Source organism: Streptomyces sp. NPDC047971, from assembly GCF_040653355.1.
Taxonomy (GTDB): Bacteria; Actinomycetota; Actinomycetes; order Streptomycetales; family Streptomycetaceae; genus Streptomyces.
This window is the reverse complement of the sequence record NZ_JBEZNW010000004.1, coordinates 185,533-208,888: the sequence shown is the minus strand read 5'-3', so window position 1 is coordinate 208,888 and position 23,356 is coordinate 185,533. Positions and strand designations below refer to the sequence as shown.

Sequence of the window (23,356 nt, the reverse complement as noted above, 5' to 3'; positions counted from 1 at the left end):
TCCGCCGGGCCCGCGCTTTCTGCTATCCGGCCGCGGGCCAGGGGACCTGCGGCGAGCGGTAGTAGTCGATGCCGAGCGCCTCGAACCGCGGGCCCTGCTCCGCGAGCCGCGCCCTGTACCCCTCCCAGTCGTGCGTCGCCGCCGGGGACCAGCCCAGTTCGGCCACGCCCGGAAGGCGCGGGAACGCCATCTGGTCGACGTGGGCGTTCGTGGAGATGGTCTCCGTCCACAGCGGCGCCTCGACGCCCTTGACCGCCGATTCCGGCGTGCCCGGAAGATAGGCCGCCGGGTTCCAGTCGTAGGACCGCTGCACCTCGACGTAGCCGGCCCAGGCGAGCCCCGGCTTGGTGTCCTTCGTGTACTTCATGTCGAGGTAGACCCGGTCGGCGGGCGAGAGGATCAGCCCGGTGCCGTTCCGCGCCGCCGCCGCGACCTGTTCCTTCTCCTTGGCGCTGGTGCGGTCGAGCCCCCAGTACTGCGCGAGCGCGCCCTCGGCCGGGGTGGCGCCGGTCAGCTGGTGCCAGCCGATGACGGTCTTGCCGTACTTGGCGACGACCGGCTGGACCCTGTCCATGAAGGCGACGTAGTCCGCGTGGCTCGTGGAGTGCGCCTCGTCGCCGCCGATGTGGAGGTACTTCCCGGGGGTCAGCGCGGCGACCTCGCGGATCACGTCGTCCACGAAGTCGTACGTGACCTCCTTCGGCACGCACAGGGAGCTGAAGCCCACGTTGGTGCCCGTGTAGAGCGGCGGGGCGACGCCGTCGCAGTTCAGCTCGGCGTAGGAGGCCAGTGCGGCGTTGGTGTGTCCGGGCATGTCGATCTCGGGGACGACCTCCTGGTGGCGGGAGGCGGCGTAGCGGACGATCTCCCGGTAGTCGGCCTTGGTGTAGTGGCCGCCGGGGCCGCCGCCGACCTGGGTGGAGCCGCCGTAGGTGGCGAGCCGGGGCCAGGAGTCGATGGCGATGCGCCAGCCCTGGTCGTCGGAGAGGTGCAGATGCAGTTTGTTGATCTTGTAGAGGGCGAGTTGGTCGATGTAGCGCTTGACCTGCTCGACCGTGAAGAAGTGGCGTGAGACGTCGAGCATCGCGCCCCGGTAGGCATAGCGCGGGGTGTCGGTGATGGTGCCGCCGGCGACCTGCCAGGGGCCGGGCTGCACCGTGCGCTTCTCGACCGCGGCCGGGAGCTGCTGGCGGAGGGTCTGGACGCCCCGGAAGAGCCCGGTGGGGCGATGGGCCGTGAGGGTGACACCGCCGCGGTTCGACTGCAGCCGGTAGCCCTCGTCGCCGAGCGCGGCGTCCCGGGTCAGGCGGAGACGGATGCCGCCGGCCGCCGCGTTCTCGTCGACGACGGGCAGCGCGTGGCCGGTCGAGGGGCGCAGGATCCCGGCGAGGTAGTCGGCGACGGCACGGGACTCGCGGGAGGACGTGTCGACGCGGATCCGGGTGGCGGCACCGATCGTGTACGGCTGCCCGCCGGGCGCCACGGAGGCGGGGGCCGGGACGACCTGGCCGAGCGGACGGAGCGTGGGTTCGGCGGCGGAGTGGGCGGTGGGGGCGGCTCCGACGCAGGAGATACCGGCTGCGGCAAGGAGCAGCAGGGCGCCGAGCACACGGGGAAGCGTTCTGCGCTGTCTCACAGACATGGTCCCTTTCGATGGACTTCGCGGCTGTGGATATGCGTATCCGAACAGTCACCATGCGTACCGTGCGCCACTTGAACGGTCAAGGTGTAGACCAATTTCCCCCTCCAGTGCCGTGATCATGGAGAGGTCTGCCCGATTTCGGGCAGGATTCTTGCGAAGTCGCCTGGGGACCCCTCAGTATTCACGGGTGCTCGAACGCCGCCCGTCGCATGACGACCTCATCGACCACCTGGTGCGCAGCACCGCGCTGCAGCGCGGTGAGGCCGCCCGGGTGGTTCTCGACGTGCTGGCGTACTTCGACGAGTCGACCGAGGACTTCGTCCGCCGTCGCCACCGGGAGCTGCAGTCCGGTGGCGCCGTGAACGCCGAGATCTTCGAGCGCATCGCGGCCGAGCTGCCGCACCGCGCCGTGGCGCCACCGGAGCTCTCGCTCCGCCAGCTGCGCCGCATCGTCTACGGCTGAGCACACTCACCAACCTGGAGGGGTTTCACCTTTATGTGCGGAATTGTCGGTTACATCGGAAAGCGCGACGTGGCCCCGCTGCTGCTGGAGGGTCTGCAGCGGCTGGAGTACCGGGGGTACGACTCCGCCGGCATCGTGATCACCAGCCCGAAGGCCGCCGGCCTGAAGATGGTGAAGGCCAAGGGCCGGGTCCGTGACCTGGAGGCTCGTGTCCCCAAGCGCTTCACCGGCACCACCGGCATCGCCCACACCCGCTGGGCCACCCACGGCGCGCCGAGCGACATCAACTCGCACCCGCACCTGGACCCCGAGAACAAGGTCGCGGTCGTCCACAACGGCATCGTGGACAACGCGCAGGAGCTGCGTGCCAAGCTGGAGGCCGACGGCGTCGTCTTCGCCTCCGAGACCGACACCGAGGTCATCACCCACCTGATCGCCCGCTCCCAGGCCACCAGCCTGGAGGAGAAGGTCCGCGAGGCGCTCAAGGTCATCGAGGGCACCTACGGCATCGCCGTCATGCACGCCGACTTCAACGACCGCATCGTGGTGGCCCGCAACGGCTCCCCGGTCGTCCTCGGCATCGGCGAGAAGGAGATGTTCGTCGCCTCCGACGTCGCCGCCCTGATCGCCCACACCCGCCAGGTCGTCACCCTCGACGACGGCGAGATGGCCACCCTCAAGGCCGACGACTTCCGCACGTACACGACCTCGGGCGCCACCACCACGGCCACCCCGGAGACCGTGGAGTGGGAGGCCGCCTCCTACGACATGGGCGGCCACGACACGTACATGCACAAGGAGATCTCCGAGCAGCCCGACGCGGTCGACCGCGTGCTGCGCGGCCGGATCGACGACCGCTTCTCCACGGTCCACCTGGGCGGCCTGAACCTCGACGCCCGCGAGGCCCGTTCCATCCGCCGGATCAAGATCCTCGGCTGCGGCACCTCGTACCACGCCGGCCTCATCGGCGCCGGGCTCATCGAGTCCATGGCCCGGATCCCCGCCGACGCCGAGCCGGCCTCGGAGTTCCGCTACCGCAACCCGGTCGTGGACCCCGACACCCTCTACATCGCCGTCTCCCAGTCCGGTGAGACGTACGACGTGCTGGCCGCCGTGCAGGAGCTGAAGCGCAAGGGCGCCCGCGTCATCGGCGTCGTCAACGTGGTCGGCTCGGCCATCGCCCGCGAGGCCGACGGCGGCGTGTACGTGCACGCCGGCCCGGAGGTCTGCGTCGTCTCCACCAAGTGCTTCACCAACACGGTCACCGCCTTCGCGCTGATCGCCCTGCACCTCGGCCGCATCCGCGACCTGTCGGTCACCGACGGCAAGCGCATCATCGAGGGCCTGCGCAAGCTGCCCGGGCAGATCAGCGAGATCCTCGAGACCGAGGACGAGATCAAGAAGATCGCCGAGGCGTACGCCGGCGCCCAGTCGATGATGTTCATCGGCCGCGTGCGGGGCTACCCGGTCGCCCTGGAGGCCTCCCTGAAGCTCAAGGAGATCTCCTACATCCACGCCGAGGCGTACCCGGCCTCCGAGCTCAAGCACGGCCCGCTCGCCCTGATCGAGCCGGCCCTGCCGACGGTCGCGATCGTCCCCGACGACGACCTGCTGGAGAAGAACCGCGCCGCCCTGGAGGAGATCAAGGCCCGCAGCGGCCGCATCCTCGCGGTCGCGCACCAGCCGCAGCCGAAGGCGGACCACACCATCGTCGTCCCGAAGAACGAGGACGAGCTGGACCCGATCCTGATGGGCATCCCGCTCCAGCTCCTCGCGTACCACACGGCGCTCGCCATGGGCCGCGACATCGACAAGCCGCGCAACCTGGCCAAGTCCGTCACGGTCGAGTAGCGGAATCCGGGCCTGTCACCCGGAGCTCTCGACCACGGCCGGGAAAGCCCGTCCGCCCGATTCCGGACCTGTCCCCGGAGGGCCGGACGCCCGGCCGGACACACAGCGGTCCCTGTGCACGCCACCCGTGCACAGGGACCGCTGCTTTTTCCCTTTCGGGGGCTCGCTCACCTCCGGGCCGCTCCTGCGCCCTGTCGACGGTCGACCGTGCTCGGCAGCCCGTTCCCCACCGCCTGCGCGCTCTCTCTCGACAGCCGCGCGCCCCTTCGGCTCGCTCGCCCCTGGCCCGCGCGCCACCCCGAGCGGGGCGCGGGCCCTCGTGGCCGCGTCAGCCGGTGGCCGTCACACCCCGACCCGCGGCGCTCTTGAAGGAGGTCGGCCAGTTGGCCACCGCCGCCGTCGCGCCGTACCAGGCCGCGAGACCGGCGACCGCGGCGACCCAGCCGCCCGCCTTGCCCAGCCCGCCGTTGTCGGCGAGGGCACCGATGCCGAGCAGCAGCAGCGCGACGAACAGCAGCCCGTACACGCCCTGCCCGAACATTCCACTGCCCCCGGCCGCCACCGTCAGCGTGAGCGCGAGCAGCGCCCACAGCAGCAGGAAGAGCCCGGTCGCCTCGGCCGAGGCGTCGCCGCCCACGCCGGTCCCCCAGGTGAACCAGAAGGCGCCGAGCGCCGCATAGGCCGTGCCCGTGCCGCCGTTGCCCGCCCTCAGGTCGAGCAGACCGACGAGGAAGAGCGCCACACCGCCGACCCAGGTGGCGAGGGCTGCGGCGTCGGACGCCGCGACGTTGTCGATGACGCCCGTGCTGCCTATGCCGAAGGCCAGCAGGGTCAGTCCGAGCGCGAGGTGACCGAGAGTGGAGGTGGTGTTTCCCGCGGCGACTTCATTGTCCACGGCGGGCTCCCTTCAAGTGCGCAGTTGTGCTGCGTGAGCTGCTTGTTCCGGTGACCTTTAACTACCCTTCACAAGCGCACAAATCACCTGTCGGAGGCCGAAAATTATCGTCGCACCAAGGGAGTTGACGAAGCGTCGAGACCGGGGCGCGGGAGCCGGCGCGCCGGCCGTGCGGCTCAGGGGATGACGATCACGGGACGCTGCGCGCGCTTCGCGAGGCGTCCGGCCACCGAGCCGAAGATGCGGCCGACGATGCCGTGCGTGGAACCGACCACGATGGCGTCGGCCGAGTACTCCCGGCCGACCTCCTCCAGTTCGTGGCAGATGTCGCCACCGCGCTCGACCAGGATCCAGGGGACCTCGGCGAGGTAGTCGGCACAGGCGAGCTCCAGCCCGAGCACCTCGGTGCGGTGATCCGGCACGTCGACGAAGACCGGCGGCTCGCAGCCCGCCCAGACCGTCGTGGGCAGCCGGTTGGCGACATGGACGATGATCAGACCGGATCCGGAGCGCTTGGCCATGCCGATGGCGTACGCGAGGGCTCGCTCGCTGGAGGTCGAGCCGTCGAAGCCGACGACCACTCCGTGCCGGAAGGCGGGATCACAGGAATGACGTGGCTGTTCCACCGCGAGGGGGTCGACCGTGGAGTCGGCGACGCGCTTGCGGTCCGCGGGTTCGGGGAATTCGTGACCGGCCATCGGTGTCTCGGCGAAGAAGTCCTGTTGGGAGGGGACGATGGAGAACGTCGTACGAACAACGGTTGGCGGCGGAGCTGTGTCCGGGAATCATCTTCCCAACCCCATACCCCCAAGGGTACGGCGACACTCATCTCCTGCCCAGACCCGTCGCGACCACACACAGCGATCGCACGGCGTCCCAGGGAGCATGCACGAGCCCCTCCCTCCCTGGCAATGCCGGTTGTGTCCTACAGGCGTCCGTACGGGGCACGAACGGCCGCCACTCGCAGTGACCGGAACGTTCCGCTCCTCGTTGCCACAGGTCCAGTCACCGTCACAGGGAGTGCTGCCCGTGCCCGCACCGCCGACCGCCGCCGCCTCGACCTCACGGCCCTCCACGGGGCCGGCCCACGCACCGGCGCCCGGCCGGCGCCGCCTCCCGGAGCCCTCGGGGAGGAGTGGGAGCACGGGGAGCGCCGGGAGCGGACGGATTGCGACGGGAGGCGCGGGGAGCGCGGCCGCGGAGTCGGCGGACGACCTCGTCCGGTGGGCGGCGTTCTGCTGCGTCCTGGTCCCGGTCGTCCTCGTCGGCTACGGAACCTCGCTGGGCGGGGCGGCCGGTACGGCGCTCGGGCTCGCCGCGGTGACGGCGGCCTGCCGGGTCCTGCTGCGCCGGGCGGAACGCGGCCTGCGCGCCGAGGCCGGACGCCCTCGGTCACGGCGCTCCCAGGGCGGCCGGAAGAGCCGCCGGAGCTGACGAACCCCCGTAGAGCTGACAGGTTCGTACACCCACACCCGTATGTTTTCAGCCAACTTCCACGTGTCGGCGAGTCCTTGCCGGAATGCCCCCTCAACCCCTTGGCCACCAGGCATGAAAGGCCCGCCGCGGGCGCGCACACCCTACGGGGACGGGCCATGCGCGCACGACGCACTTCCCTGCGCGGCCCGCGAGTGGAACGCTTCCTGATCGAATGCTTCGCGCCAAGTTGCCTTGTCGACAATGTGCCGGATGGAGAACTTGTCACGCCGGCGCCACGGAACACAGTAGATTCGATCATGGGTATCGAAGACTGGGGTCTCGTGCAAAACCGAGGGGAAACGTGCAGGAGCGACAGGACCAGGGAGACGCGAACACCGAGGGGGGCTTAGCGTCATGAGCCAGGACTCCGCTGTACCGGAGGCCGCACGGAAGCTTTCCGGACGCCGCCGTCGCGAAGTCGTCGCGGTGCTGCTGTTCAGCGGCGGCCCCATCTTCGAGAGCTCCATCCCGCTCTCCGTGTTCGGAATCGACCGGCAGGACGCCGGAGTGCCGCGCTACCGGCTTCTGGTGTGCGCCGGCGAGGAAGGCCCGCTGCGGACCACAGGGGGCCTCGAACTGACCGCGCCGTACGGCCTGGACGCGATCAGCCGGGCCGGCACCGTCGTCGTACCGGCCTGGCGGTCGATCACCTCGCCGCCGCCGCCGGAGGCGCTCGAAGCGCTGCGCCGGGCACACGAAGAGGGCGCGCGGATCGTCGGTCTGTGCACCGGCGCGTTCGTGCTCGCCGCGGCCGGACTGCTCGACGGCCGTCCGGCGACCACACACTGGATGTACGCGCCGACGCTCGCCAAGCGCTATCCGTCGGTCCACGTGGACCCGCGGGAGCTCTTCGTCGACGACGGGGACGTACTGACATCGGCCGGCACCGCGGCCGGAATCGACCTGTGTCTGCACATCGTGCGGACCGACCACGGCACGGAGGCCGCGGGCGCCCTGGCGCGCCGCCTGGTCGTCCCGCCGCGGCGCAGTGGCGGCCAGGAGCGCTACCTCGACAGGTCTTTACCCGAGGAGATCGGCGCCGACCCGCTCGCGGAGGTCGTCGCCTGGGCCCTCGAGCACCTCCACGAGCAGTTCGACGTGGAGACCCTCGCGGCCCGTGCGTACATGTCACGACGGACGTTCGACCGCAGGTTCCGCTCGCTCACCGGCAGCGCTCCCCTGCAGTGGCTGATCACCCAACGGGTGCTGCAGGCCCAACGCCTGCTGGAGACCTCCGACTACTCGGTCGACGAGGTCGCGGGCCGCTGCGGCTTCCGCTCACCGGTGGCGCTGCGCGGGCACTTCCGCCGCCAGCTCGGCTCCTCGCCGGCCGCCTACCGCGCGGCCTACCGCGCCCGGCGCCCGCAGACCGAGGCGGTGACCACGGTGCTCGACCCGATGGTGCCCCCGCAGGTGTCGCCGGTCCCCCGGCGTCCCGGCGGGCCGCTCGAACCGGGCAAGCCGCCGTCGGACCTGTACGCGTCAGGCCGCCCGGCCCTGCCGGGACAGCGCAGCGCCCCATAAGGGCGAAGCGCACCGCGAACCGACGGGCGCCGTGGGGACACCTCCCCGCGGCGCCCGTCGTCGTGACGACGCGACGGGCGCGGCGGCACCGCCACAAGCGGGGCCCGATCCCCCGGGGCACCCCCTAAGGTAGGACGCATGAACGATCGCATGGTGTGGATCGACTGCGAGATGACCGGGCTCTCGCTGACGGACGACGCACTCATCGAGGTGGCCGCGCTGGTCACCGACTCGGAACTGAACGTGCTCGGCGAAGGGGTGGACATCGTGATCCGCCCGCCGGACTCGGCGCTGGAGACCATGCCCGAGATCGTGCGCCAGATGCACACGTCCTCCGGCCTCCTCGACGCCCTGGCCGGTGGCACCACCCTCGCCGACGCCGAGGCGCAGGTCCTCGCCTACGTCCGCGAGCACGTCAAGGAGCCGGGCAAGGCGCCCCTGTGCGGGAACTCGGTCTCCACCGACCGCGGCTTCCTGTCGCGGGACATGCCCGCGCTGGAGAGCCACCTGCACTACCGGATCGTCGATGTCTCCTCGGTCAAGGAGCTGGCCCGCCGCTGGTACCCGAGGGCGTACTTCAACAGTCCGGAGAAGAGCGGCAACCACCGCGCGCTCGCCGACATCCGCGAGTCCATCGCCGAGCTGCGCTACTACCGCGAGGCGATCTTCGTCCCGCAGCCCGGACCCGACTCGGACACGGCGAAGCAGATCGCCGCCCGTCACGTCCTGCCCGGCGAGTGAGTCCGGAACCACGCAGCCCCTGCTCGCGCCCCTGACGTGACCCTGACGCCACCCCGGTGGAATGCGGGCGCGAGCACCCTCTCGGACCCTGTAGACTTCTTCTCGGCCGGTCGGGGAAACCTTCGGGAAAACCGCCGGTCGTGGTGGGTATAGCTCAGCTGGTAGAGCACCTGGTTGTGGTCCAGGATGTCGCGGGTTCGAGTCCCGTTACTCACCCTGAAGATCGAGGCCCCGGTTCACACGAACCGGGGCCTCGATCGTTTCCCGGGCGATCGCCCCCCGCACGGCGGCGGCACTGTGACGCACACGACCCCCTTCCACCCGACGCCCCCCCTTTCCATAGCGGTCACTACGGAATCTGCTGTACGGTCATTCCCTAGCGACCACTACACATATGGGGGACCTTCCATGACGACCTCCCGAGCGCTCCTGCTCGCCCATGGCTCCGGCGGCGGCATCGAGTCCAACTACGGGCCGATCAAAGGGGCGTTGACCTCCGGCGGGCGGCGCGTCGTCGGCTTCGACCTGCCGGGGACGGGCGGCGCCCCGCGCGCCGGCGAGCCGCTCGGACTGGACGCGCTGGCCGACGGGCTGGTGGCGGAGGCGGACGCGGCGGGGGTGGAGCGGTTCGCGATCTCCGGATACTCCCTGGGCTCGACGATCGCCGTGCGCGCGGCCGTCCGCCACCCGGAGCGTGTGACGGCCCTGGTGCTGACCGCCCCGTTCGCCTACGCGGACCACGCGCTGCGCCAGACGTCCCTGCTCTGGCGTGACCTCGCAGACAGCGGGCAGCACACGTCGGTGGCGCGGCTCCTGGTGCCGCTGGCGTTCAGCCCGGCGATGCTCGACCCGATGACGCCGGAGGTCGTCGAGGGCGTCGTGCGGCTCACCGGCGAGTCGATCCCGGAGGGCACGCCGGAGCATGCGGACCTGGTGGCCCGGGCGGACATCCGGGCGGACCTGCCCCGGGTGGCCGTGCCGACCCTGGTCATCTCGACCACCGAGGACCGGCTGGTGGCGCCGGCGCTGCACCGGGCGGTCGCGGCCGGCATCGCCGGCGCGCGCCTCACCGAACTGGCCACGGGCCACGCCCCCTTCGCCGAGAGCCCGGCGGTGTGGGGAAAGCTGATCACCGAGTTCCTGACCGAGGTGGAGCCCGCCTGATCCGGGCGGGAGCACAAGGGAGCGCGCTCCGGCCGGGGGGTGGGGGTGGCTCCGGCCGGAGCGCGCGGTGTGGGGGGCTCAGTGGCTCACTTGTAGGCGGCGAACGCCTTCGTGAAGGCCAGCGGCTGCTGGAGGATCGAGGAGCAGGTGGCGTCCGCGTGGCCGACCGCGCCCGCCGCGCACTGCTTGTCGCGGGTCGAGGACCACATCGACAGCCAGCCGATGCCCTTGGACTTCGCGAAGTCCACCAGCTGCGTGGCGTCGTCGACCGTGAAGATCTCCGTGGTCACGTCGTTGACCCCGATCATCGGGGTGACGGCGACGGTCCTCCAGGCGGCCGCGTCGCTCAGGCCGAGGACACTCTTGATCTGGGCCTGGGTCGCGGTCGCCGCCTGGATCGCGTACTGGCCCATGTCGCCGCTGTAGGCCGGTCCGTAGTCCATCGCCATGATGTTGACCGCGTCGATGCGGACACCGTTCTTCCTGGCGTCCGCGAGGAGGTCGACACCGGGCTGGGTCAGACCCTCCGGCATGACCGGCAGCGTGAAGGAGACGTTCAGGCCGGGGTGGGACTTCTGGAGCTGGGCGATGGCCTGCGAGCGGCGGGTGTTGGCGGCGGTGTCCGGCAGGGCCGCGCCCTCGATGTCGAAGTCGACCTTGGTGAGCTTGTACTGGTCGACCACCTTGCCGTAGGCGGCCGCGAGGTCGGCGGCGGTGGAGCAGTTGAGGGCCAGCTCGTGGCCGGCGGCGCCGCCGAAGGAGACGCGGACGTCTCCGCCCTTGGCCCGCAGGGCGCCTATCTGGGAGGCCACCTTGTCGCTCGCGAGGTCGGTGACGCCGCCCCACAGCGGGGCGCAGGAACCGCCGGAGGTGATGAAGGCGAGGTTGAACTCCTTCACACCGGTGGCTTCGGCGGTCGCGAGCATGTCGTAGGACGGGTAGAGGGAGGTGTCGATGTAGGGCGCGTACTTCGCGACGGCGCCCGGGGTGCCGGTGGAGGTCGGCGTGGGCGTCGGTGTCGTCGTGGCGGTCTGGCTGGGGGTGGCCGTCGCGGTGGCGGTGGGGGTCGCCGAGGAGGTCGGGGCGACGGTGGCGGTGGGCTGCTCGGTGGGTCGGCCGCTGGGTGTCGGGGTGGCTCCGCCGACGGAACAGGTGGCCTTGTCGATGAGGCAGTCGGTGGGGTCGCCGGCCTCGCCGGACGCCGAGGTCACGAAACCGACGGTGACGGACTGGCCGGGGGCGAGCTCCTTGTTCCAGCTCGCGGGCTTCACGGTGACGTGCTGCCCGGACACGGTGTGCTCGCCGTTCCACAGAGAGCCGATCGTCGTGCCGGCCGGCAGGTCGAACTCCAGCGTCCAGCCCCCCGACCGGACGCTGGAGGTCTGGTTGGTCACGACGTACTGGCCGGTGTAGCCACCGGTCCAGCTGCTGGTCCTGGTGTACGCGGCGCCGACGGCGGCGGCCTGGGCGGTGCCCGTGAGCGCGAACGCGGCGCCTCCGGTCACCGCCGCCGCGACGACCGCGCCGATGACCTTGGTCCTGCCGCTCGCCGTGCGCCGGTGCGAACTGGTGCCCATCGCGTGCCTGCCTCTGTGCCGGGGGTGGGGTGCGGGCAGCACGCTAGCGAGCGGGAAACGGACAAATGCGTACGAGGAGCCGAGGGTTGAGGATTCTTAGGCTCCGCTTAAGGGAGCCATCGGAACGACGAAAGGTTCAGACGTCGGCGGCCCGCCGGGAGCCGCTGCGCTTGCGGCGGCCCACCCGGTTGGCACGGCGGCCGGCCTCACCGCCCGCGCGACGCCCGTCCAGACCGATCCAGATGCGGACCTCGGTACCGCCGAGCACCGAGTGCCCGATGCGGACGTCGCCGCCCGTGGACTCCGCCATCTGGCGCACGATGTCGAGGCCGAGACCGGTGGAGCCGGCGCGGTGACCGCTGTTGCCCCGGGTCAGGGCCGCGGCCGGGTCGGCGATGCCGGGGCCGGCGTCGGAGACCAGGACGATGACGGCGTCGTCGCCGTTGTGGACGTCGACGGAGAAGGCCGTCCCCTCGGGGGTGTGGCGGAAGACGTTGCCGAGCAGCGCGTCCAGCGCGGCGACGAGTTCGGGCCGGGCGACCGGGATCCGTACCGGGCGGTCGATGCCCGCCACCCGTACCTTGCGGCCCTCGTCCTCGGCGAGCGCGGACCAGAAGTCCATCCGCTCCCGGACGACCTCGGAGGCGTCGCAACCCGCGCCCGGGCCGGTCGCCTGGGTCTGCGGCTTGGCCTCCCGCGCCGTGCGGATGATGGTGTCCACCTCCCGCTCCAGCTGCTCGACGGCGGTCCGGGTCTGCTCGGCCGCCGGACCGGAGCCGAGCGAGGCCGCGTTGAGCCGCAGCACGGTCAGGGGGGTGCGGAGCCGGTGGGAGAGGTCCGCGGCCAGCTCACGCTCGTTGGCGAGGAGCTGGACGACCTGGTCGGCCATCGAGTTGAAGGCGATCGCCGCCGACTTGAGCTCCGGCGGCCCCTCTTCGGGGACGCGCGCGCCGAGCCTGCCCTCGCCCAGGTCGTGGGCGGCGCCGGCCAGCCGCTGGGCGGGCCGGACCATCCGGATGCCGAGCCGGTCGGCGACCGCGACGGAGCCGATGATCAGGGCGACGCCGACGCCCGCCAGGACGAGCCAGGCGGTCGCGACCCCGTTGGTCACCTCGCCCTCGGGGACGAAGAGTTCGACCACGGCGACCTGTCCCGAGCTGAGCGCCGTGGGCTGGAGCAGCACGGAGCCGCCCTCCACCTCGGCGATCGTCGCCCGCCCCAGCTGCCGGGTGGTCCGCAGGTCGTTCTCGTCGGCCCGGCGGGTGCCGATCTCCAGCGCCTTCCCGCCCGCCTCGTCGCCGGGCACGTGGACGGCCATCCGCCCGGCGGCCCCGTCCTCGGTGGTGGCGACCGCCCGGTCGAGCTCCTCGCGGTCGGTGGTGATCGCGAGCACGGGCGCGAGTCCGGCGGCGCGCCGCTCGGCGTTGGAGAAGGCCCGGTCGCTCGCCATCTCCCTGACGACGAGGCCGAGCGGTACGGCGAAGGCGACGACGACCATGGCGGTGACGGCCAGCGACACCTTGACGAGAGCCCATCTCACTGCTGCGGCTCCCTCGGCGGCTCCAGCTTCACGCCCACCCCGCGCAGGGTGTGCAGATAGCGGGGGCGGGCGGCCGTTTCACCCAACTTCCGCCGCAGCCATGACAAATGTACGTCGATGGTCTGGTCGTCCCCGTACGACTGCTGCCACACCTCGGCCAGCAGCTCCTTGCGCGGCACGACCACCCCCGGCCTGCCGGCGAGGAAGGCCAGCAGGTCGAACTCGCGCCGGGTCAGGTCGAGCCGGGTCCCGTCGAGCTCCGCCTGCCGCCTCAGGGGGTCGATCGACAGTCCGCCGACCTGGATCACCCGCGACGGCGGAGCCTCGCCCGCGGCGGCCCGGGAGCGGCGCAGCACGGCCGCCATCCGCGCCGACAGGTGCTCCACGGAGAAGGGCTTGGTGAGGTAGTCGTCCGCACCGTCGTTGAGGAGCCGGACGATCTCCGTCTCGTCGTCCCGCGCGGTCGCGATGATCACCGGCACGTCGGTGATGCCCCGCAGCATCTTCAGCGCCTCGGACCCGTCCAGATCCGGCAGTCCGAGGTCCAGGATGACCACGTCGAAACGGAAATGGGCGACCTCGCGCAGCGCCTCCAGGGCCGTGCCGACGCTCCGTACGGTGTGGGAAGCCTCGGTCAGATGCCGGATGAGGGCGGAGCGCACGAACTGGTCGTCCTCGACCACGAGCACACTTGCCATGGCCCGCACCGTACGCCATACGGGTGGGGGCGAGTGAAGGTCCACCCTGTGGGACGCCCGGGGCCGCCGTGGTGCAGGATGGCCCGGATGCGTAGAGGACTTGTTCACGCCATGGCGTGGTCGCTCGCCACGGGCGCGGCGGTCACGCTCTCGTGGTGGGGTGTGCACACGGTGCTGGCCGGCACGGTCTACGACCCGCCGCGCGCACTGCCCATCCCGGCCGGGACCACCGACGGACCGGACGGCGAGATCGGCGATCCGCTCTCCTCGTCCACCCGGCAGCCGAAGAAACCCTCGTCCACGCCGTCCGCCGCGCCCGGCGCGAGCGGGGCCCCGACCGCCTCGCCCTCGACGGCCCCCACGCGCAAGCCCTCGGGCTCCGCGTCCGCGACCACCGGCGGGCCGCAGGGCGGGGGCAACGTCAAGAGCTACACCGTGGACGGCGGCCGGGTCGTCTTCGACCTCGGCGCGACCTCGGCGGAACTGGTCTCGGCGACGCCGTCCTCGGGCTGGCAGATGCAGGTCTGGAAGCAGCCGACGTGGATCCGGGTCACCTTCACCCAGGACGGCCGCGAGTTGTCGGTCTTCTGCGTCTGGCACGACACCGCGCCCAGGGTCGAGATCGAGGACCGCTGACCGTCCACGCCGTCGCGGTCGTCAGCGGAACACGGACGGAGGCGGTACGGGCGAGGGTTTGGCGCTGGCGTCGGTGACCGGGGCCGCTCCCCCGGTGAAGTCGGCGAGCGCCCTGCCGTGTTCCACCCGCCCGGGGTGCGGGTCCGTGGCCACGCGGCGGGTCAACTCGGCGACGGGCAGCTCCCGGTCGGAGGCCAGCAGCACGGCGTTGCCGAAGCGGCGGCCGCGCAGCACGGTCGGGTCGGCCGTCAGCGCCAGCTCCGGAAAGACGGCGGCGGCGGTCGCGACCTGGCCGCGCAGGTGGGTCAGGGGCGGGCCGTCGGCCAGGTTGGCCGCGTAGAAGCCGCCGGGCCCGAGCACCCTGCGGACCTCGCCGAGGAACTCGGTGCTGGTGAGATGGGCGGGCGTGCGGGCCCCGCTGAACACGTCGGCGATGATCAGATCCGCCCAGCCGTCCTGGACCTTGGCGAGCCCGGCACGGGCGTCGGTGGACCGGACGCGGATGCGGGCGGCCGTGTCGAGGGGCAGCTCGCGGCGGACGAGCTGGACGAGGGACCCGTCGAGCTCCACGATCTGCTGGGTGGAGCGGGGCCGGGTGGCGGCGATGTAGCGGGCGAGCGTGAAGGCTCCGCCGCCGAGATGGACGGCCTGGAGCGGCCGGTTCGGCGGGGCGACGAGGTCGGCGATGTGGCCGAGGCGTCGCTGGTACTCGAAGGAGAGATGGGCCGGGTCGTCGAGGTCCACGTGCGACTGCGGGGCGCCGTCGATCAGCAGGGTCCAGCCACGGGGGCGCTCCCGGTCGGGTATGAGCTCCGCGAGTCCGCCGTCGACGGTCTCGACGACGGCGACGGCCGCCGCCGTCCTCTCACGTGTTCTGTTCCTGGCCACGAGCCCCATTATCGGCGCTCGCGGCGGTGCCCCGCCCGCTCAGCGGCAGCCGTCGGCCGCCTCGATCAGCCGCGCCGCCTGGCCGAGGGCCTCGCGCAGCACCGCCGGGTCGGTGACCTGTCCGGAGTCCCCGGGCGGCAGGAGCCACCCGGCGGGGCGGGGGGTGTCACCGGCCGGTTCGGGGAGCTCCGGCAGCTCGGGGATGCGCAGGCCCCGCCCCAGGGTCTGCGTACAGGCGCTGCCCGGCATGTCCCAGCCTTCGGCCGTGCCGGGCGGGACCAGGAAGCCGAGGGTGTCGCAGGCACCGTCGTGCAGTACGGGACCGACGGCGGGGGCTCCGCCACGGCGCAGGATGTCCACGGCCTCCAGGCCCTGCCGGGCGGGCACGGTCACCAGGTCCCAGGGGGTCTCGTGCGGGGCGCTGGCGTCCGGGGTGGGTACGTGGCAAGCGGTCGACTGCGATCCGATCTCCAACAAGAGACCCCTCCTCGCTCGTGAGAAGACACGTTCCGTCTCTCCGCATGGTTCAACGCCGGTACGCGTCAACGGCTACGGCGGCACGCCGCCGCAAAGGATGGCAGTTCATGGCAGATCGAGCGCGAGATATCCGATTTGTAGCCAAACCCTGCGTACGCGGTCGGTCACAGCAGGTACGTTCTTGCTCCGCCGGAACACCGGCAGCACCAGGAGAGGGCTCGGCCATGGCGATGTCACGGGCAGTTCCCAATCTCGCCTTCCGCCGGCTCCGCGGACAGCACTCGCCGGCGGAGTTCGCCGCGGCGGTCCGCCGGGCGGCGCGGGAGATCGGCGAGCAGGTCGCGTGCGACGCCCGCTACATCGGACGTGTGGAGGCGGGCGAGATCCGCTGTCCCAACTACGCCTACGAGCGGGTGTTCCTGCACATGTTCCCCGGTCTCGGTCTGGCGGACCTGGGCTTCTCGGCGCGGGAGACGGTGCGCGGCCGACGGCCGGCCGTCTCGGCCGGGGCACCGCCCCCACCCGCCGACACGACCCGGAACGATGAGGAGAGCGACGTGCTGCGTCGCGCATTCATGACGAGCGGCAGCGCCACCGTGGCGGCCGCCTCGCTGGGATTCGGCGGCACCGCCGCGGCGATCCCGTCCCCTCGGGGAACCCACAGGATCGGCGAGACCGAGGTGCGGGCCGTCGAGGAAGCCGTACGACAGATCCGGCTGCTCGACGACCGGCACGGCGCCGACGGTCTCTACAAGGTGGCCGCCCAGCCGCTGCGGGCGGCGTACGCGCTGCTCGACGCGGGCACCGCCGCCCGCCGCTCCACCGAGGACCGGCTGCACGCCGGCGCGGGCGAGCTGGCCATCTCGGTCGGCTGGCTGGCCCATGACTCCGGCCGCTTCGACGACGCCCGTTCGCACTACGCGGAGGCCCTCGCCACCGCGCGCGTGTCCGGCGACGCGGCGCTGGAGGCACACGCCTTCTGCAACACGTCGTTCCTGGCCAGGGACGCGGGCCGGTACAGGGAGGCGGTCCGGGCCGCCCAGGCGGGCCTGCGGGCGGCGCAGCCGCTCTCCTCCGCCCGGCTGCTCTCCCTCCTCTCCCTCCGGGAGGCGGGAGCCTGGGCGGGGCTCGGCGACCGGGCCGCCTGCGAGCAGTCCCTCGGGCGGGCGCACACCTACTTCGCCCGCGGCCAGGCCGACGGCGACCCCGAGTGGATGTCCTTCTTCGGGGAGCCGGAGCTGGAGGCCCTGGAGGCGCACTGCTGGTCGGCCCTGGGCGACTGGAGCCGCGCGGCCCGCCACGCCCACCGCGCGACGGTGCTCCAGAACCCGCACTTCGCCCGCAACCTGGCGCTCTACCGCGCCCAACTGGCCAGCAACCTGGCCCACGCGGGACGTCAGGACGAGGCGGCGGCGGAGGCCCGCCGGGTGGTGGGCTCGCTGGACGGCGTCCAGTCCTCCCGTATCCGCGCGATCCTGACGGAGACCGGCCGGGTCCTGGCGGCGGGCGCCCGCTGAGACCGGCCGAGCGCGCCGGGGCCGGCCGTCGGGGCGTCTACTCCAGGTGACCCGTGTCGTTCCAGCGCTCGATGGCGGGCTCGCCGTACATCCAGCCGAGCACCGACAGGCTCGTCGGGTCGAGACGGACGCGGGCGCCGAAGGAGACCTCCTCGCCCATCCAACGCGCCGCGATCGTCCGCAGGATGTGGCCGTGCGCGAAGACCAGCACGTCCCGGTCGGCCGACCGCGCCCACTCCACGACCTCGTCGGCCCGGGCCGCGACCTGCGCCAGGCTCTCCCCCTCCGGCACGGCGTCGCGCCACAGCAGCCAGCCGGGCTGGAGCGCCTGGATCTCGGGCGGGGTCAGCCCCTCGTACGCCCCGTAGTCCCACTCCATCAGCGCGTCCCACTCCCGCGCCCGCTCGCCGAAGCCGGCGAGTTCGCAGGTCTCACGCGCGCGTACCAGCGGGCTGGTGCGGATCTCCAGGTCGGGCAGCCCGTTCCACGGCGCCCGGTGCAGCCGCTCGCCGAGCAGCTTGGCGCCGCGCCGGCCCTCGTCGAGCAGCGGGATGTCCGTCCTGCCGGTGTGGCGGCCGAGCAGCGACCATTCGGTCTGACCGTGCCGGGCGAGCAGGATGCGCGGTGGCATGAAGGCTCCCTGATGTCCTCGACGAGGCGATGTTTCGCCGTGCCCCTCCATCATCGCGCAGGTGAATTCGCGGCGACGCCCGGGCAACCCCCGCGCCCCTTCCGGCGTCCCTCTCCTCGGCCGGAACGAGGGGGATCAGAGGTATGCGCAAGCCACGCTGGTGGGCGGAACTGGCACTCATCGGCCTGGTGTACGCCGCGTACTCCTGCGGACGGCTGCTCGCCCGCGGCGATGTGCGCACCGCCGTCGACCACGGCCTGGCCATCCTCGACCTGGAGAAGGCCCTCCATCTGAACGCCGAGCACCCGCTGAACCGTCTCTTCACCGAGACGCCCGCCCTGGGGGTCCCCGCCGACTTCGCGTACGCCTCGCTGCACTACGTCGTCACCCCGGCCGTCCTGATCTGGCTCTTCCGTCGCCGCCCCGGGAGCTACCGGGCCGCCCGCACCTGGCTGATGGTCTCCACCCTCCTCGGGCTGATCGGCTTCACCCTGATGCCGACCTGCCCGCCACGGCTCCTCGACGCCGGCCACGGCTTCGTCGACACGATGGCCCAGTACAGCTCGTACGGCTGGTGGGGTGCCGAGGCCAGCGCGCCGCGGGGGATGGGCGCGCTGACGAACCAGTACGCGGCGATGCCGAGTCTGCACGTCGGCTGGGCGCTGTGGTGCGGGGTGATGCTGTGGCGGTACGGACGTACGCCGACGCTGAAGGCCCTCGGCGTCGCCTACCCGCTGCTCACCACGGTGATCGTCATGGGCACGGCGAACCACTACTTCCTCGACGCGGTCGCCGGGGCGGCCGTGATGGGGCTCGGCTTCCTGCTCACCGCGCCCGCGCTGCGCCTCGCGGACCGGATCCGCGGCACGGTCGGGCGGGACGACCGGCGGATTGTCAGTGGCGGATGGGACACTTCCGCGGGTGAGCGAATCCCTGGACAGCGGAGCTCCTCGACCTCCGCAGACGACACTCCGGAACGGGGCCTCCCCTGCGCGAACGAAGCCGAGAGTCTGGGGAAGGCTCGCTGAGCTTCGCGGGCCGGCCGTGGCGCCGCATCCGCTGGACGCGCGTGCGCTGGCGGCACTGGCCGCCAACCCCGGCTGCCGGCGACGCGCGCTGCTCGACGGTGCCGGGGTGGACAAGGCCGCGCTCGCCTCGAAGCTGGGCTCGCCCGCGCCGTTCGGACAGTCCCAGTTCGCCTTCATGCGGGGCAACGCCTTCGAGGCGAAGGTCAAGGCCGACGGCGGGCGCGAGCTGCTGCGCCTCCTCGGCATCGAGGAGGCCGGCGCGGTACGGCTCCCGGATCTGGCCGCGGCCGGACCCGAGGGCCGCGCGGCCCGCACGGCGCTCGCACTGCGCGAGACGACCGCCGCCGGCGAGTGGGCGCTGCTCGACCATCCGATGCTGGCCCTGGACGTGGCCGGCTCCCCCGCCTTCCTGGAGCCCGACCTGGTGGTCGTGCACCCCGACGGCCGGTGGACGGTCGTGGAGATCAAGTCGTTCCCGATGATCGACGGTTCGGCCGACGCCTCCAAGGTCGGCGCCGCGGCCCGGCAGGCGGCGGTGTACGTCCTGGCCCTGGAGCGGCTCGCGAGCCTGACGGAGGGCGCGGAGGTGGCGCACTCGGTGCTCCTGGTCTGCCCGAAGGACTTCTCCAACCTGCCGACGGCCTCCGTCGTCGACGTGCGCAAGCAGCTCTCGGTCACCCGCCGGCAGCTGAACCGGCTGACCCGGATCGAGGACATCGCGGACGCGGTGCCCGACGGCGTCACGTTCGACATGGAGAACTGCTCCCCGGAGGAGCTGACATCGGCCGTGGAGTCGGTTCCGCACGCGTACGCGCCGGAGTGCCTGTCCGCCTGCGAGCTGGCCTTCCACTGCCGGGAGCGGGCGCGGCTCGCGGGCGCGGTGGAGACGCTCGGCCGTTCGGTACGGGGCGAGCTGGGCGGACTGACCACGATCGGCGCGGTCCTGGCGGCGGCGCGCGGCGAGGAGGGCGACGCGGAGGACCCGACGGTCGACGCGCTGCGCCGGGCGCGGGCACTCCGCGTCGAGGCGCTGGCGGTCCCGCCCGCCCGGACCCCAGGGGAGGACTCCGCATGTCCTCGCTGAGCACCCACGCGCGCGGCGCGACAGGAAAGGCCCGCTCATGTCGCTGATCTCCACGCTCGCCAGGCTGGAGGCCGTCGAGTCGGGCCGGGCTCAGCCGCTGGCCACGGTGCGGCACCGCCGTCTGTCGGACCGGCCGCTCGTCCTCGTACCGCTGACCACGGCCGGAGAGGCGGGCGCGCCGCTCGGCGCACTGGTCGGCGCCGATCCCGCGGCGCCGCGGCTCCTGGTCGTCGCGCAGCCGCGCGACAGGGACCTCCGGTTCGCGTTCCTCGCCGACCTGGCCGAGGAGATCCTGCCGTACATCGGCTCGTTCACCGAGGTGGTCGAGACGGCGGAGAGGACCGAGGCCGACCCGGAGACCGGCAAGAAGGTCAAGGTCGAGGTCGACCTGTGCGCGGACGCGCCGCAGTTGATCGTGCCGAGCCGGGCGGGCATCGAGTACGTACGGCTCCTCGGGCGCTCGATGCGCTTCCGACGGACGGCGGAGCAGGACCCGGAGACGCCGTTCCCGGCGCCGCCGCGGGTGCCGCTGCTCGGCCGCTGGCTGACGCACTTCGGAGAGCGGGCCCGGGTGCCCGGCTCCTCGCTGCTGCTGGCGGCGACCGACGTGTTGAACCGCCACTGGGCCACGGGCCAGTCCTCCCTGGAGGACCAGCACCTGGGTGCGCTGCTGGCCTGGGTCGACCCGGACGACGGGCGTTCGGGGGCCGAGGCGGCGCTGCGGGCCGAACTCGGCCGCGACCGCGACGGTCAGCTGCTCTGCCCGCCCGCCGGCCCCGCGACCGACCCGGCCTTCGACAACCGGCTGCTCGCCCCCGCGATCGAGCGCTTCGACCGGGCCAGGCAGGCGCTGGCCTCGGCCGAGGACGGCGAGAGCGCCGACGAGCGGCTCGGCGAACTGCACCGCGCCGAGCGGGAGATCCGCCGGCTGATCCTCTCCCAGCTCGAACCCACCTGGCACGCGGTGTGGCGCTCCCTCGGCCTGCTGCGGGAGCTGCCCGAGGGGGCCAGGGTGACGGACCGCTGGACCCGCGACCGCTGGTCGTTCACCGGCCACCGGGACCGGGTCACGGCCGGTGAACCGCCGCAGCCCCGCCGCGACGACGCGGTGACGGCCGCCAACAAGCTCGCCGCGCGCGAGTCCGCGCAGGGCCAGCTCGACGCGCAGGAGGCCCTCGACGATCCGCTGGTGCTCGCGGGGCGGCGGCTGGCCGGAGAGGCGTTCGAGACGGAGGTGGTGGACGTGACGATGGCCTGGTCGGAGTCGAAGCGGCCGTCGCCGCGCCCGCTGCTCACCGTCCGCACGGACGACCGGCCGCACCTGTCCGAGCGGGTGAAGGTGTACCGCTCGCTCGAAGGCAAGCCGCAGACGGCCGAGTTCGTGCGGTACGAGGACGACGGCTCGCTGGTGCTGCGGGTCACCGACCGGATGGGCCGCTCCAAGGAGCCCGCCGAGGGCTCGGTGCCGGAGAAGGGCGAGCGGATCGCCTGGACGCTCTTCGAGCACGACCAGCGCGTGGGGGCCCGGTTGCCGGACCCGGAGGAGACGCCCTGGACGCACGGCGGGCCCCCGCGCTCCGACGTCGCCGAACTGCCCGATGCCGTCACCACGGAGGACCTGCTGTGACCGCCGACGACTTCGACCCCTCGGCGGCGGCCGCCCGGGCGACGGACGACATCCTCCGGGACACGCTGCGCGGGAGCTCCCGGGGCGTCGTCGTCGACTCGCCGCCGGGCGCCGGCAAGTCGACGCTCGTCGTGCGGGCCGCGCTCGAACTGGCCTCGGCCGGACGCCCTCTGATGGTGGTCGCGCAGACGAACGCGCAGGTCGACGATCTGGTGATCCGGCTCGCGGAGAAGCAGCCCGATCTTCCGGTGGGGCGGCTGCACTCCAACGACAGCGACCCGTACGACAAGGCGCTCGACGGCCTGGAGAACGTACGGAAGTCCTCGAAGGCGGGGGACCTGGCGGGGCTCGCGGTGACGATCTCGACGGCCGCGAAGTGGGCGCATGTGAAGAACGTCGAGCCGTGGGCGCACGCGATCGTGGACGAGGCGTACCAGATGCGCTCGGACTCGCTGCTCGCGGTGGCGGGGCTCTTCGAGCGGGCGCTGTTCGTGGGCGACCCGGGGCAGTTGGACCCCTTCTCCGTGGTCGGCTCCGAGCAGTGGGCGGGGCTCTCGTACGACCCGTCGGCGAGCGCGGTCTCGACGCTGCTCGCCCACAACCCGGACCTTCCGCAGCACCGGCTGCCGGTGTCCTGGCGGTTGCCGGCGTCGGCCGCGCCGCTGGTGTCGGACGCGTTCTATCCGTACACCCGCTTCCGCAGCGGCACGGACCACGGCGACCGGCGGCTGAGCTTCGGGGTGCCGTCGGACGGCTCGGGCCCGGACCGCGTCCTGGACGAGGCCGCGGAGTCGGGCTGGGGCCTCCTGGAACTCCCCGCCCGGCACACCCCGCGCACGGACCCCGAGGCGGTCCGGGCGGTGGCGCTGGTGGTGCGGCGACTCCTCGACCGGGGCGGCGCGGCCGTCTCGGAGCGCTCGCCCGACCCGGTTCCGCTGACCCCCGACCGGATCGCGGTGGGTACGGCCCACCGCGACCAGGCGGCGGCGGTCCGCGCGGCACTCGCGGAGCTGGGCGTCGCGGGCGTGACGGTGGACACCGCGAACCGCCTCCAGGGTCGCGAGTACGACGTGACGGTGGTCCTGCACCCCCTGTCGGGGCGCCCGGACGCCACGGCCTTCCACCTGGAGACGGGTCGCCTGTGCGTGCTGACCTCCCGCCACCGCCACGCCTGCATCGTGGTCTGCCGCGCGGGCGTGTCGGACCTCCTGGACGACCATCCGTCGACGGAGCCGGTCCAGCTGGGAGTGACGGTCAAGTTCCCGGACGGCTGGGAGGCGATGATGTCCACCTGGGACTTCTGGTCCCACCACCGCGTCCCGTGGCGGCCGTAGCACGCCGCGTCCTCATCGACTCACGTGCGCAAGGAGCAGTGGTGGCAGCACTTCCGGAGATAGCGGCCCTGTTGGGCGAACCCCGTTTCACCTGGTCGGATCCGGCTCCGTGGATCGATCTGGAGCGGGAACTCGGCACGGCGTTCCCCGCGGACTTCCGCGCGATCGTCGACGCCTACGGTTCGGTCATGGTCAACGGGCAGTTGTACCTGGTGCATCCCGCCGAGCATCTTCTGCACAGCCTGGGCGAGAACATCCGGGGGGACCTGGAGCTCTGGCGCGACGAGGACATGGTCGAGTTCCTGCCGAGTCCGGTCGGGGGGAACCCCGGTGAGCTGATCCCGGTGGCGTCGGCGGTGACGGGGGAAGCGATCTTCCTCCGCGTTCCCGACGCGCCCTCGTCGCCCTGGCGCGTGGTGGTCCAGGAGTTCGACAGTCCGGCGTGGACCCTCTACGAGATGACGTTCGGCGAGTGGCTGTTGGCCTATCTCAAGGGCAGGGACGTGACCCTGTGCTCCCGCGACCGCGCCCCCGACGGCCCGTTCTACGAGTTCCTCCCCTGA

At 72.4% G+C, this 23,356-nt stretch carries 22 protein-coding genes and 1 tRNA gene; 14 read left to right on the top strand and 9 right to left on the bottom strand.

The features are described 5' to 3' along the window. Window positions 1-22: 22 nt before the first annotated feature. The gene (locus tag AB0D99_RS06465; RefSeq protein WP_362357546.1) at window positions 23-1,636 is read right to left on the bottom strand and encodes a beta-N-acetylhexosaminidase; all 1,614 of its coding nucleotides are present in this window, start codon (window positions 1,634-1,636) and stop codon (window positions 23-25) included. Window positions 1,637-1,829: 193 nt separating this feature from the next. Here AB0D99_RS06465 and AB0D99_RS06460 point away from each other — a divergent pair, with 193 nt between their 5' ends. Together AB0D99_RS06460 and glmS are read left to right on the top strand one after the other, a co-directional pair. Further along, entirely contained in the window at window positions 1,830-2,105 is a 276-nt protein-coding gene (locus tag AB0D99_RS06460; RefSeq protein WP_041662420.1) for a hypothetical protein, read from the top strand. A 33-nt stretch (window positions 2,106-2,138) separates the two neighbouring features. After that, window positions 2,139-3,956: a glutamine--fructose-6-phosphate transaminase (isomerizing) gene (gene glmS, locus AB0D99_RS06455; RefSeq protein ID WP_362357543.1), complete on the top strand. Its 1,818-nt coding sequence runs from the start codon at window positions 2,139-2,141 to the stop codon at window positions 3,954-3,956. 328 nt (window positions 3,957-4,284) lie between these two features. Here glmS and AB0D99_RS06450 read toward each other — a convergent pair whose 3' ends face one another. Further along, on the bottom strand, window positions 4,285-4,851 hold the full coding sequence (locus AB0D99_RS06450; protein ID WP_362357541.1) for a GPR1/FUN34/YaaH family transporter: 567 nt from the start codon (window positions 4,849-4,851) through the stop codon (window positions 4,285-4,287). 176 nt (window positions 4,852-5,027) lie between these two features. Then, window positions 5,028-5,549: a universal stress protein gene (locus AB0D99_RS06445; RefSeq protein ID WP_329120266.1), complete on the bottom strand. Its 522-nt coding sequence runs from the start codon at window positions 5,547-5,549 to the stop codon at window positions 5,028-5,030. 469 nt (window positions 5,550-6,018) lie between these two features. Between AB0D99_RS06445 and AB0D99_RS06440 the strand changes: the two genes are divergently transcribed. The 5 genes from AB0D99_RS06440 (at window position 6,019) to AB0D99_RS06420 (ending at window position 9,756) form a co-directional block, all read left to right on the top strand. Beyond that, entirely contained in the window at window positions 6,019-6,285 is a 267-nt protein-coding gene (locus tag AB0D99_RS06440) for a hypothetical protein (protein ID WP_362357709.1), read from the top strand. A 396-nt stretch (window positions 6,286-6,681) separates the two neighbouring features. Further along, window positions 6,682-7,851: a helix-turn-helix domain-containing protein gene (locus AB0D99_RS06435; RefSeq protein WP_362357539.1), complete on the top strand. Its 1,170-nt coding sequence runs from the start codon at window positions 6,682-6,684 to the stop codon at window positions 7,849-7,851. Between the two features lie 138 nt (window positions 7,852-7,989). Continuing rightward, the gene (gene orn, locus AB0D99_RS06430; RefSeq protein ID WP_362357537.1) at window positions 7,990-8,592 is read left to right on the top strand and encodes an oligoribonuclease; all 603 of its coding nucleotides are present in this window, start codon (window positions 7,990-7,992) and stop codon (window positions 8,590-8,592) included. A 143-nt stretch (window positions 8,593-8,735) separates the two neighbouring features. Next, window positions 8,736-8,808, top strand: a tRNA-His gene (locus AB0D99_RS06425). Window positions 8,809-9,000: 192 nt separating this feature from the next. Continuing rightward, window positions 9,001-9,756, top strand: a complete 756-nt coding sequence (locus tag AB0D99_RS06420) for an alpha/beta fold hydrolase (protein WP_362357535.1) — start codon at window positions 9,001-9,003, stop codon at window positions 9,754-9,756. A gap of 86 nt (window positions 9,757-9,842) precedes the next feature. Here AB0D99_RS06420 and AB0D99_RS06415 read toward each other — a convergent pair whose 3' ends face one another. The 3 genes from AB0D99_RS06415 to AB0D99_RS06405 all read right to left on the bottom strand — a co-directional run bounded on the left by AB0D99_RS06415 (window position 9,843) and on the right by AB0D99_RS06405 (window position 13,571). After that, window positions 9,843-11,333, bottom strand: coding sequence for a cellulose binding domain-containing protein (locus tag AB0D99_RS06415; RefSeq protein ID WP_362357533.1), 1,491 nt, complete (start codon window positions 11,331-11,333; stop codon window positions 9,843-9,845). A gap of 136 nt (window positions 11,334-11,469) precedes the next feature. After that, the gene (locus tag AB0D99_RS06410) at window positions 11,470-12,873 is read right to left on the bottom strand and encodes a HAMP domain-containing sensor histidine kinase (protein WP_362357531.1); all 1,404 of its coding nucleotides are present in this window, start codon (window positions 12,871-12,873) and stop codon (window positions 11,470-11,472) included. Continuing rightward, complete coding sequence (locus tag AB0D99_RS06405) at window positions 12,870-13,571, bottom strand: response regulator transcription factor (RefSeq protein ID WP_362357529.1); 702 nt, start codon at window positions 13,569-13,571, stop codon at window positions 12,870-12,872. The genes AB0D99_RS06410 and AB0D99_RS06405 overlap by 4 nt, the downstream gene beginning before the upstream one ends. 78 nt (window positions 13,572-13,649) lie before the next feature. On the opposite strand from AB0D99_RS06405, the gene AB0D99_RS06400 reads away from it, so the two are divergent. Beyond that, window positions 13,650-14,207 (top strand): hypothetical protein, encoded by a 558-nt coding sequence (locus AB0D99_RS06400; protein ID WP_362357527.1) that lies wholly within the window; start codon window positions 13,650-13,652, stop codon window positions 14,205-14,207. A gap of 21 nt (window positions 14,208-14,228) precedes the next feature. Here AB0D99_RS06400 and AB0D99_RS06395 read toward each other — a convergent pair whose 3' ends face one another. Then, a complete protein-coding gene (locus tag AB0D99_RS06395; RefSeq protein ID WP_362357525.1) occupies window positions 14,229-15,095 on the bottom strand; it encodes a fused MFS/spermidine synthase in 867 nt (288 codons plus the stop codon). A gap of 39 nt (window positions 15,096-15,134) precedes the next feature. Then, window positions 15,135-15,572, bottom strand: coding sequence for a hypothetical protein (locus tag AB0D99_RS06390; protein WP_362357523.1), 438 nt, complete (start codon window positions 15,570-15,572; stop codon window positions 15,135-15,137). A gap of 224 nt (window positions 15,573-15,796) precedes the next feature. Here AB0D99_RS06390 and AB0D99_RS06385 point away from each other — a divergent pair, with 224 nt between their 5' ends. After that, window positions 15,797-17,089 (top strand): tetratricopeptide repeat protein, encoded by a 1,293-nt coding sequence (locus tag AB0D99_RS06385; protein WP_362357521.1) that lies wholly within the window; start codon window positions 15,797-15,799, stop codon window positions 17,087-17,089. A 37-nt stretch (window positions 17,090-17,126) separates the two neighbouring features. Here AB0D99_RS06385 and AB0D99_RS06380 read toward each other — a convergent pair whose 3' ends face one another. Beyond that, on the bottom strand, window positions 17,127-17,720 hold the full coding sequence (locus AB0D99_RS06380) for a histidine phosphatase family protein (protein ID WP_362357518.1): 594 nt from the start codon (window positions 17,718-17,720) through the stop codon (window positions 17,127-17,129). Window positions 17,721-17,863: 143 nt separating this feature from the next. On the opposite strand from AB0D99_RS06380, the gene AB0D99_RS06375 reads away from it, so the two are divergent. From AB0D99_RS06375 to AB0D99_RS06355, 5 genes are read left to right on the top strand one after another with little or no spacing between them, the layout of a single operon-like run. Then, window positions 17,864-18,748, top strand: a complete 885-nt coding sequence (locus tag AB0D99_RS06375; RefSeq protein ID WP_362357516.1) for a phosphatase PAP2 family protein — start codon at window positions 17,864-17,866, stop codon at window positions 18,746-18,748. Beyond that, complete coding sequence (locus AB0D99_RS06370; protein ID WP_362357514.1) at window positions 18,642-19,832, top strand: hypothetical protein; 1,191 nt, start codon at window positions 18,642-18,644, stop codon at window positions 19,830-19,832. The genes AB0D99_RS06375 and AB0D99_RS06370 overlap by 107 nt, the downstream gene beginning before the upstream one ends. A 37-nt stretch (window positions 19,833-19,869) precedes the next feature. Continuing rightward, window positions 19,870-21,459: a hypothetical protein gene (locus tag AB0D99_RS06365; RefSeq protein ID WP_362357512.1), complete on the top strand. Its 1,590-nt coding sequence runs from the start codon at window positions 19,870-19,872 to the stop codon at window positions 21,457-21,459. Then, window positions 21,456-22,793 (top strand): AAA domain-containing protein, encoded by a 1,338-nt coding sequence (locus AB0D99_RS06360; RefSeq protein WP_362357510.1) that lies wholly within the window; start codon window positions 21,456-21,458, stop codon window positions 22,791-22,793. Before AB0D99_RS06365 ends, AB0D99_RS06360 begins: the two co-directional genes overlap by 4 nt. 41 nt (window positions 22,794-22,834) lie before the next feature. Further along, window positions 22,835-23,356, top strand: coding sequence for an SMI1/KNR4 family protein (locus AB0D99_RS06355; RefSeq protein WP_362357508.1), 522 nt, complete (start codon window positions 22,835-22,837; stop codon window positions 23,354-23,356).

What these genes read in the sequence shown, in the direction of transcription:
- glmS (WP_362357543.1), top strand. Translation starts at nt 2,139, where the DNA reads ATGTGCGGAATTGTCGGTTACATCGGAAAGCGCGACGTGGCCCCGCTG.
- AB0D99_RS06445 (WP_329120266.1), bottom strand. Translation starts at nt 5,549, where the DNA reads ATGGCCGGTCACGAATTCCCCGAACCCGCGGACCGCAAGCGCGTCGCC.
- AB0D99_RS06435 (WP_362357539.1), top strand. Translation starts at nt 6,682, where the DNA reads ATGAGCCAGGACTCCGCTGTACCGGAGGCCGCACGGAAGCTTTCCGGA.
- orn (WP_362357537.1), top strand. Translation starts at nt 7,990, where the DNA reads ATGAACGATCGCATGGTGTGGATCGACTGCGAGATGACCGGGCTCTCG.
- AB0D99_RS06420 (WP_362357535.1), top strand. Translation starts at nt 9,001, where the DNA reads ATGACGACCTCCCGAGCGCTCCTGCTCGCCCATGGCTCCGGCGGCGGC.
- AB0D99_RS06415 (WP_362357533.1), bottom strand. Translation starts at nt 11,333, where the DNA reads ATGGGCACCAGTTCGCACCGGCGCACGGCGAGCGGCAGGACCAAGGTC.
- AB0D99_RS06405 (WP_362357529.1), bottom strand. Translation starts at nt 13,571, where the DNA reads ATGGCAAGTGTGCTCGTGGTCGAGGACGACCAGTTCGTGCGCTCCGCC.
- AB0D99_RS06400 (WP_362357527.1), top strand. Translation starts at nt 13,650, where the DNA reads ATGGCCCGGATGCGTAGAGGACTTGTTCACGCCATGGCGTGGTCGCTC.
- AB0D99_RS06385 (WP_362357521.1), top strand. Translation starts at nt 15,797, where the DNA reads ATGGCGATGTCACGGGCAGTTCCCAATCTCGCCTTCCGCCGGCTCCGC.
- AB0D99_RS06380 (WP_362357518.1), bottom strand. Translation starts at nt 17,720, where the DNA reads ATGCCACCGCGCATCCTGCTCGCCCGGCACGGTCAGACCGAATGGTCG.
- AB0D99_RS06375 (WP_362357516.1), top strand. Translation starts at nt 17,864, where the DNA reads ATGCGCAAGCCACGCTGGTGGGCGGAACTGGCACTCATCGGCCTGGTG.
- AB0D99_RS06365 (WP_362357512.1), top strand. Translation starts at nt 19,870, where the DNA reads ATGTCGCTGATCTCCACGCTCGCCAGGCTGGAGGCCGTCGAGTCGGGC.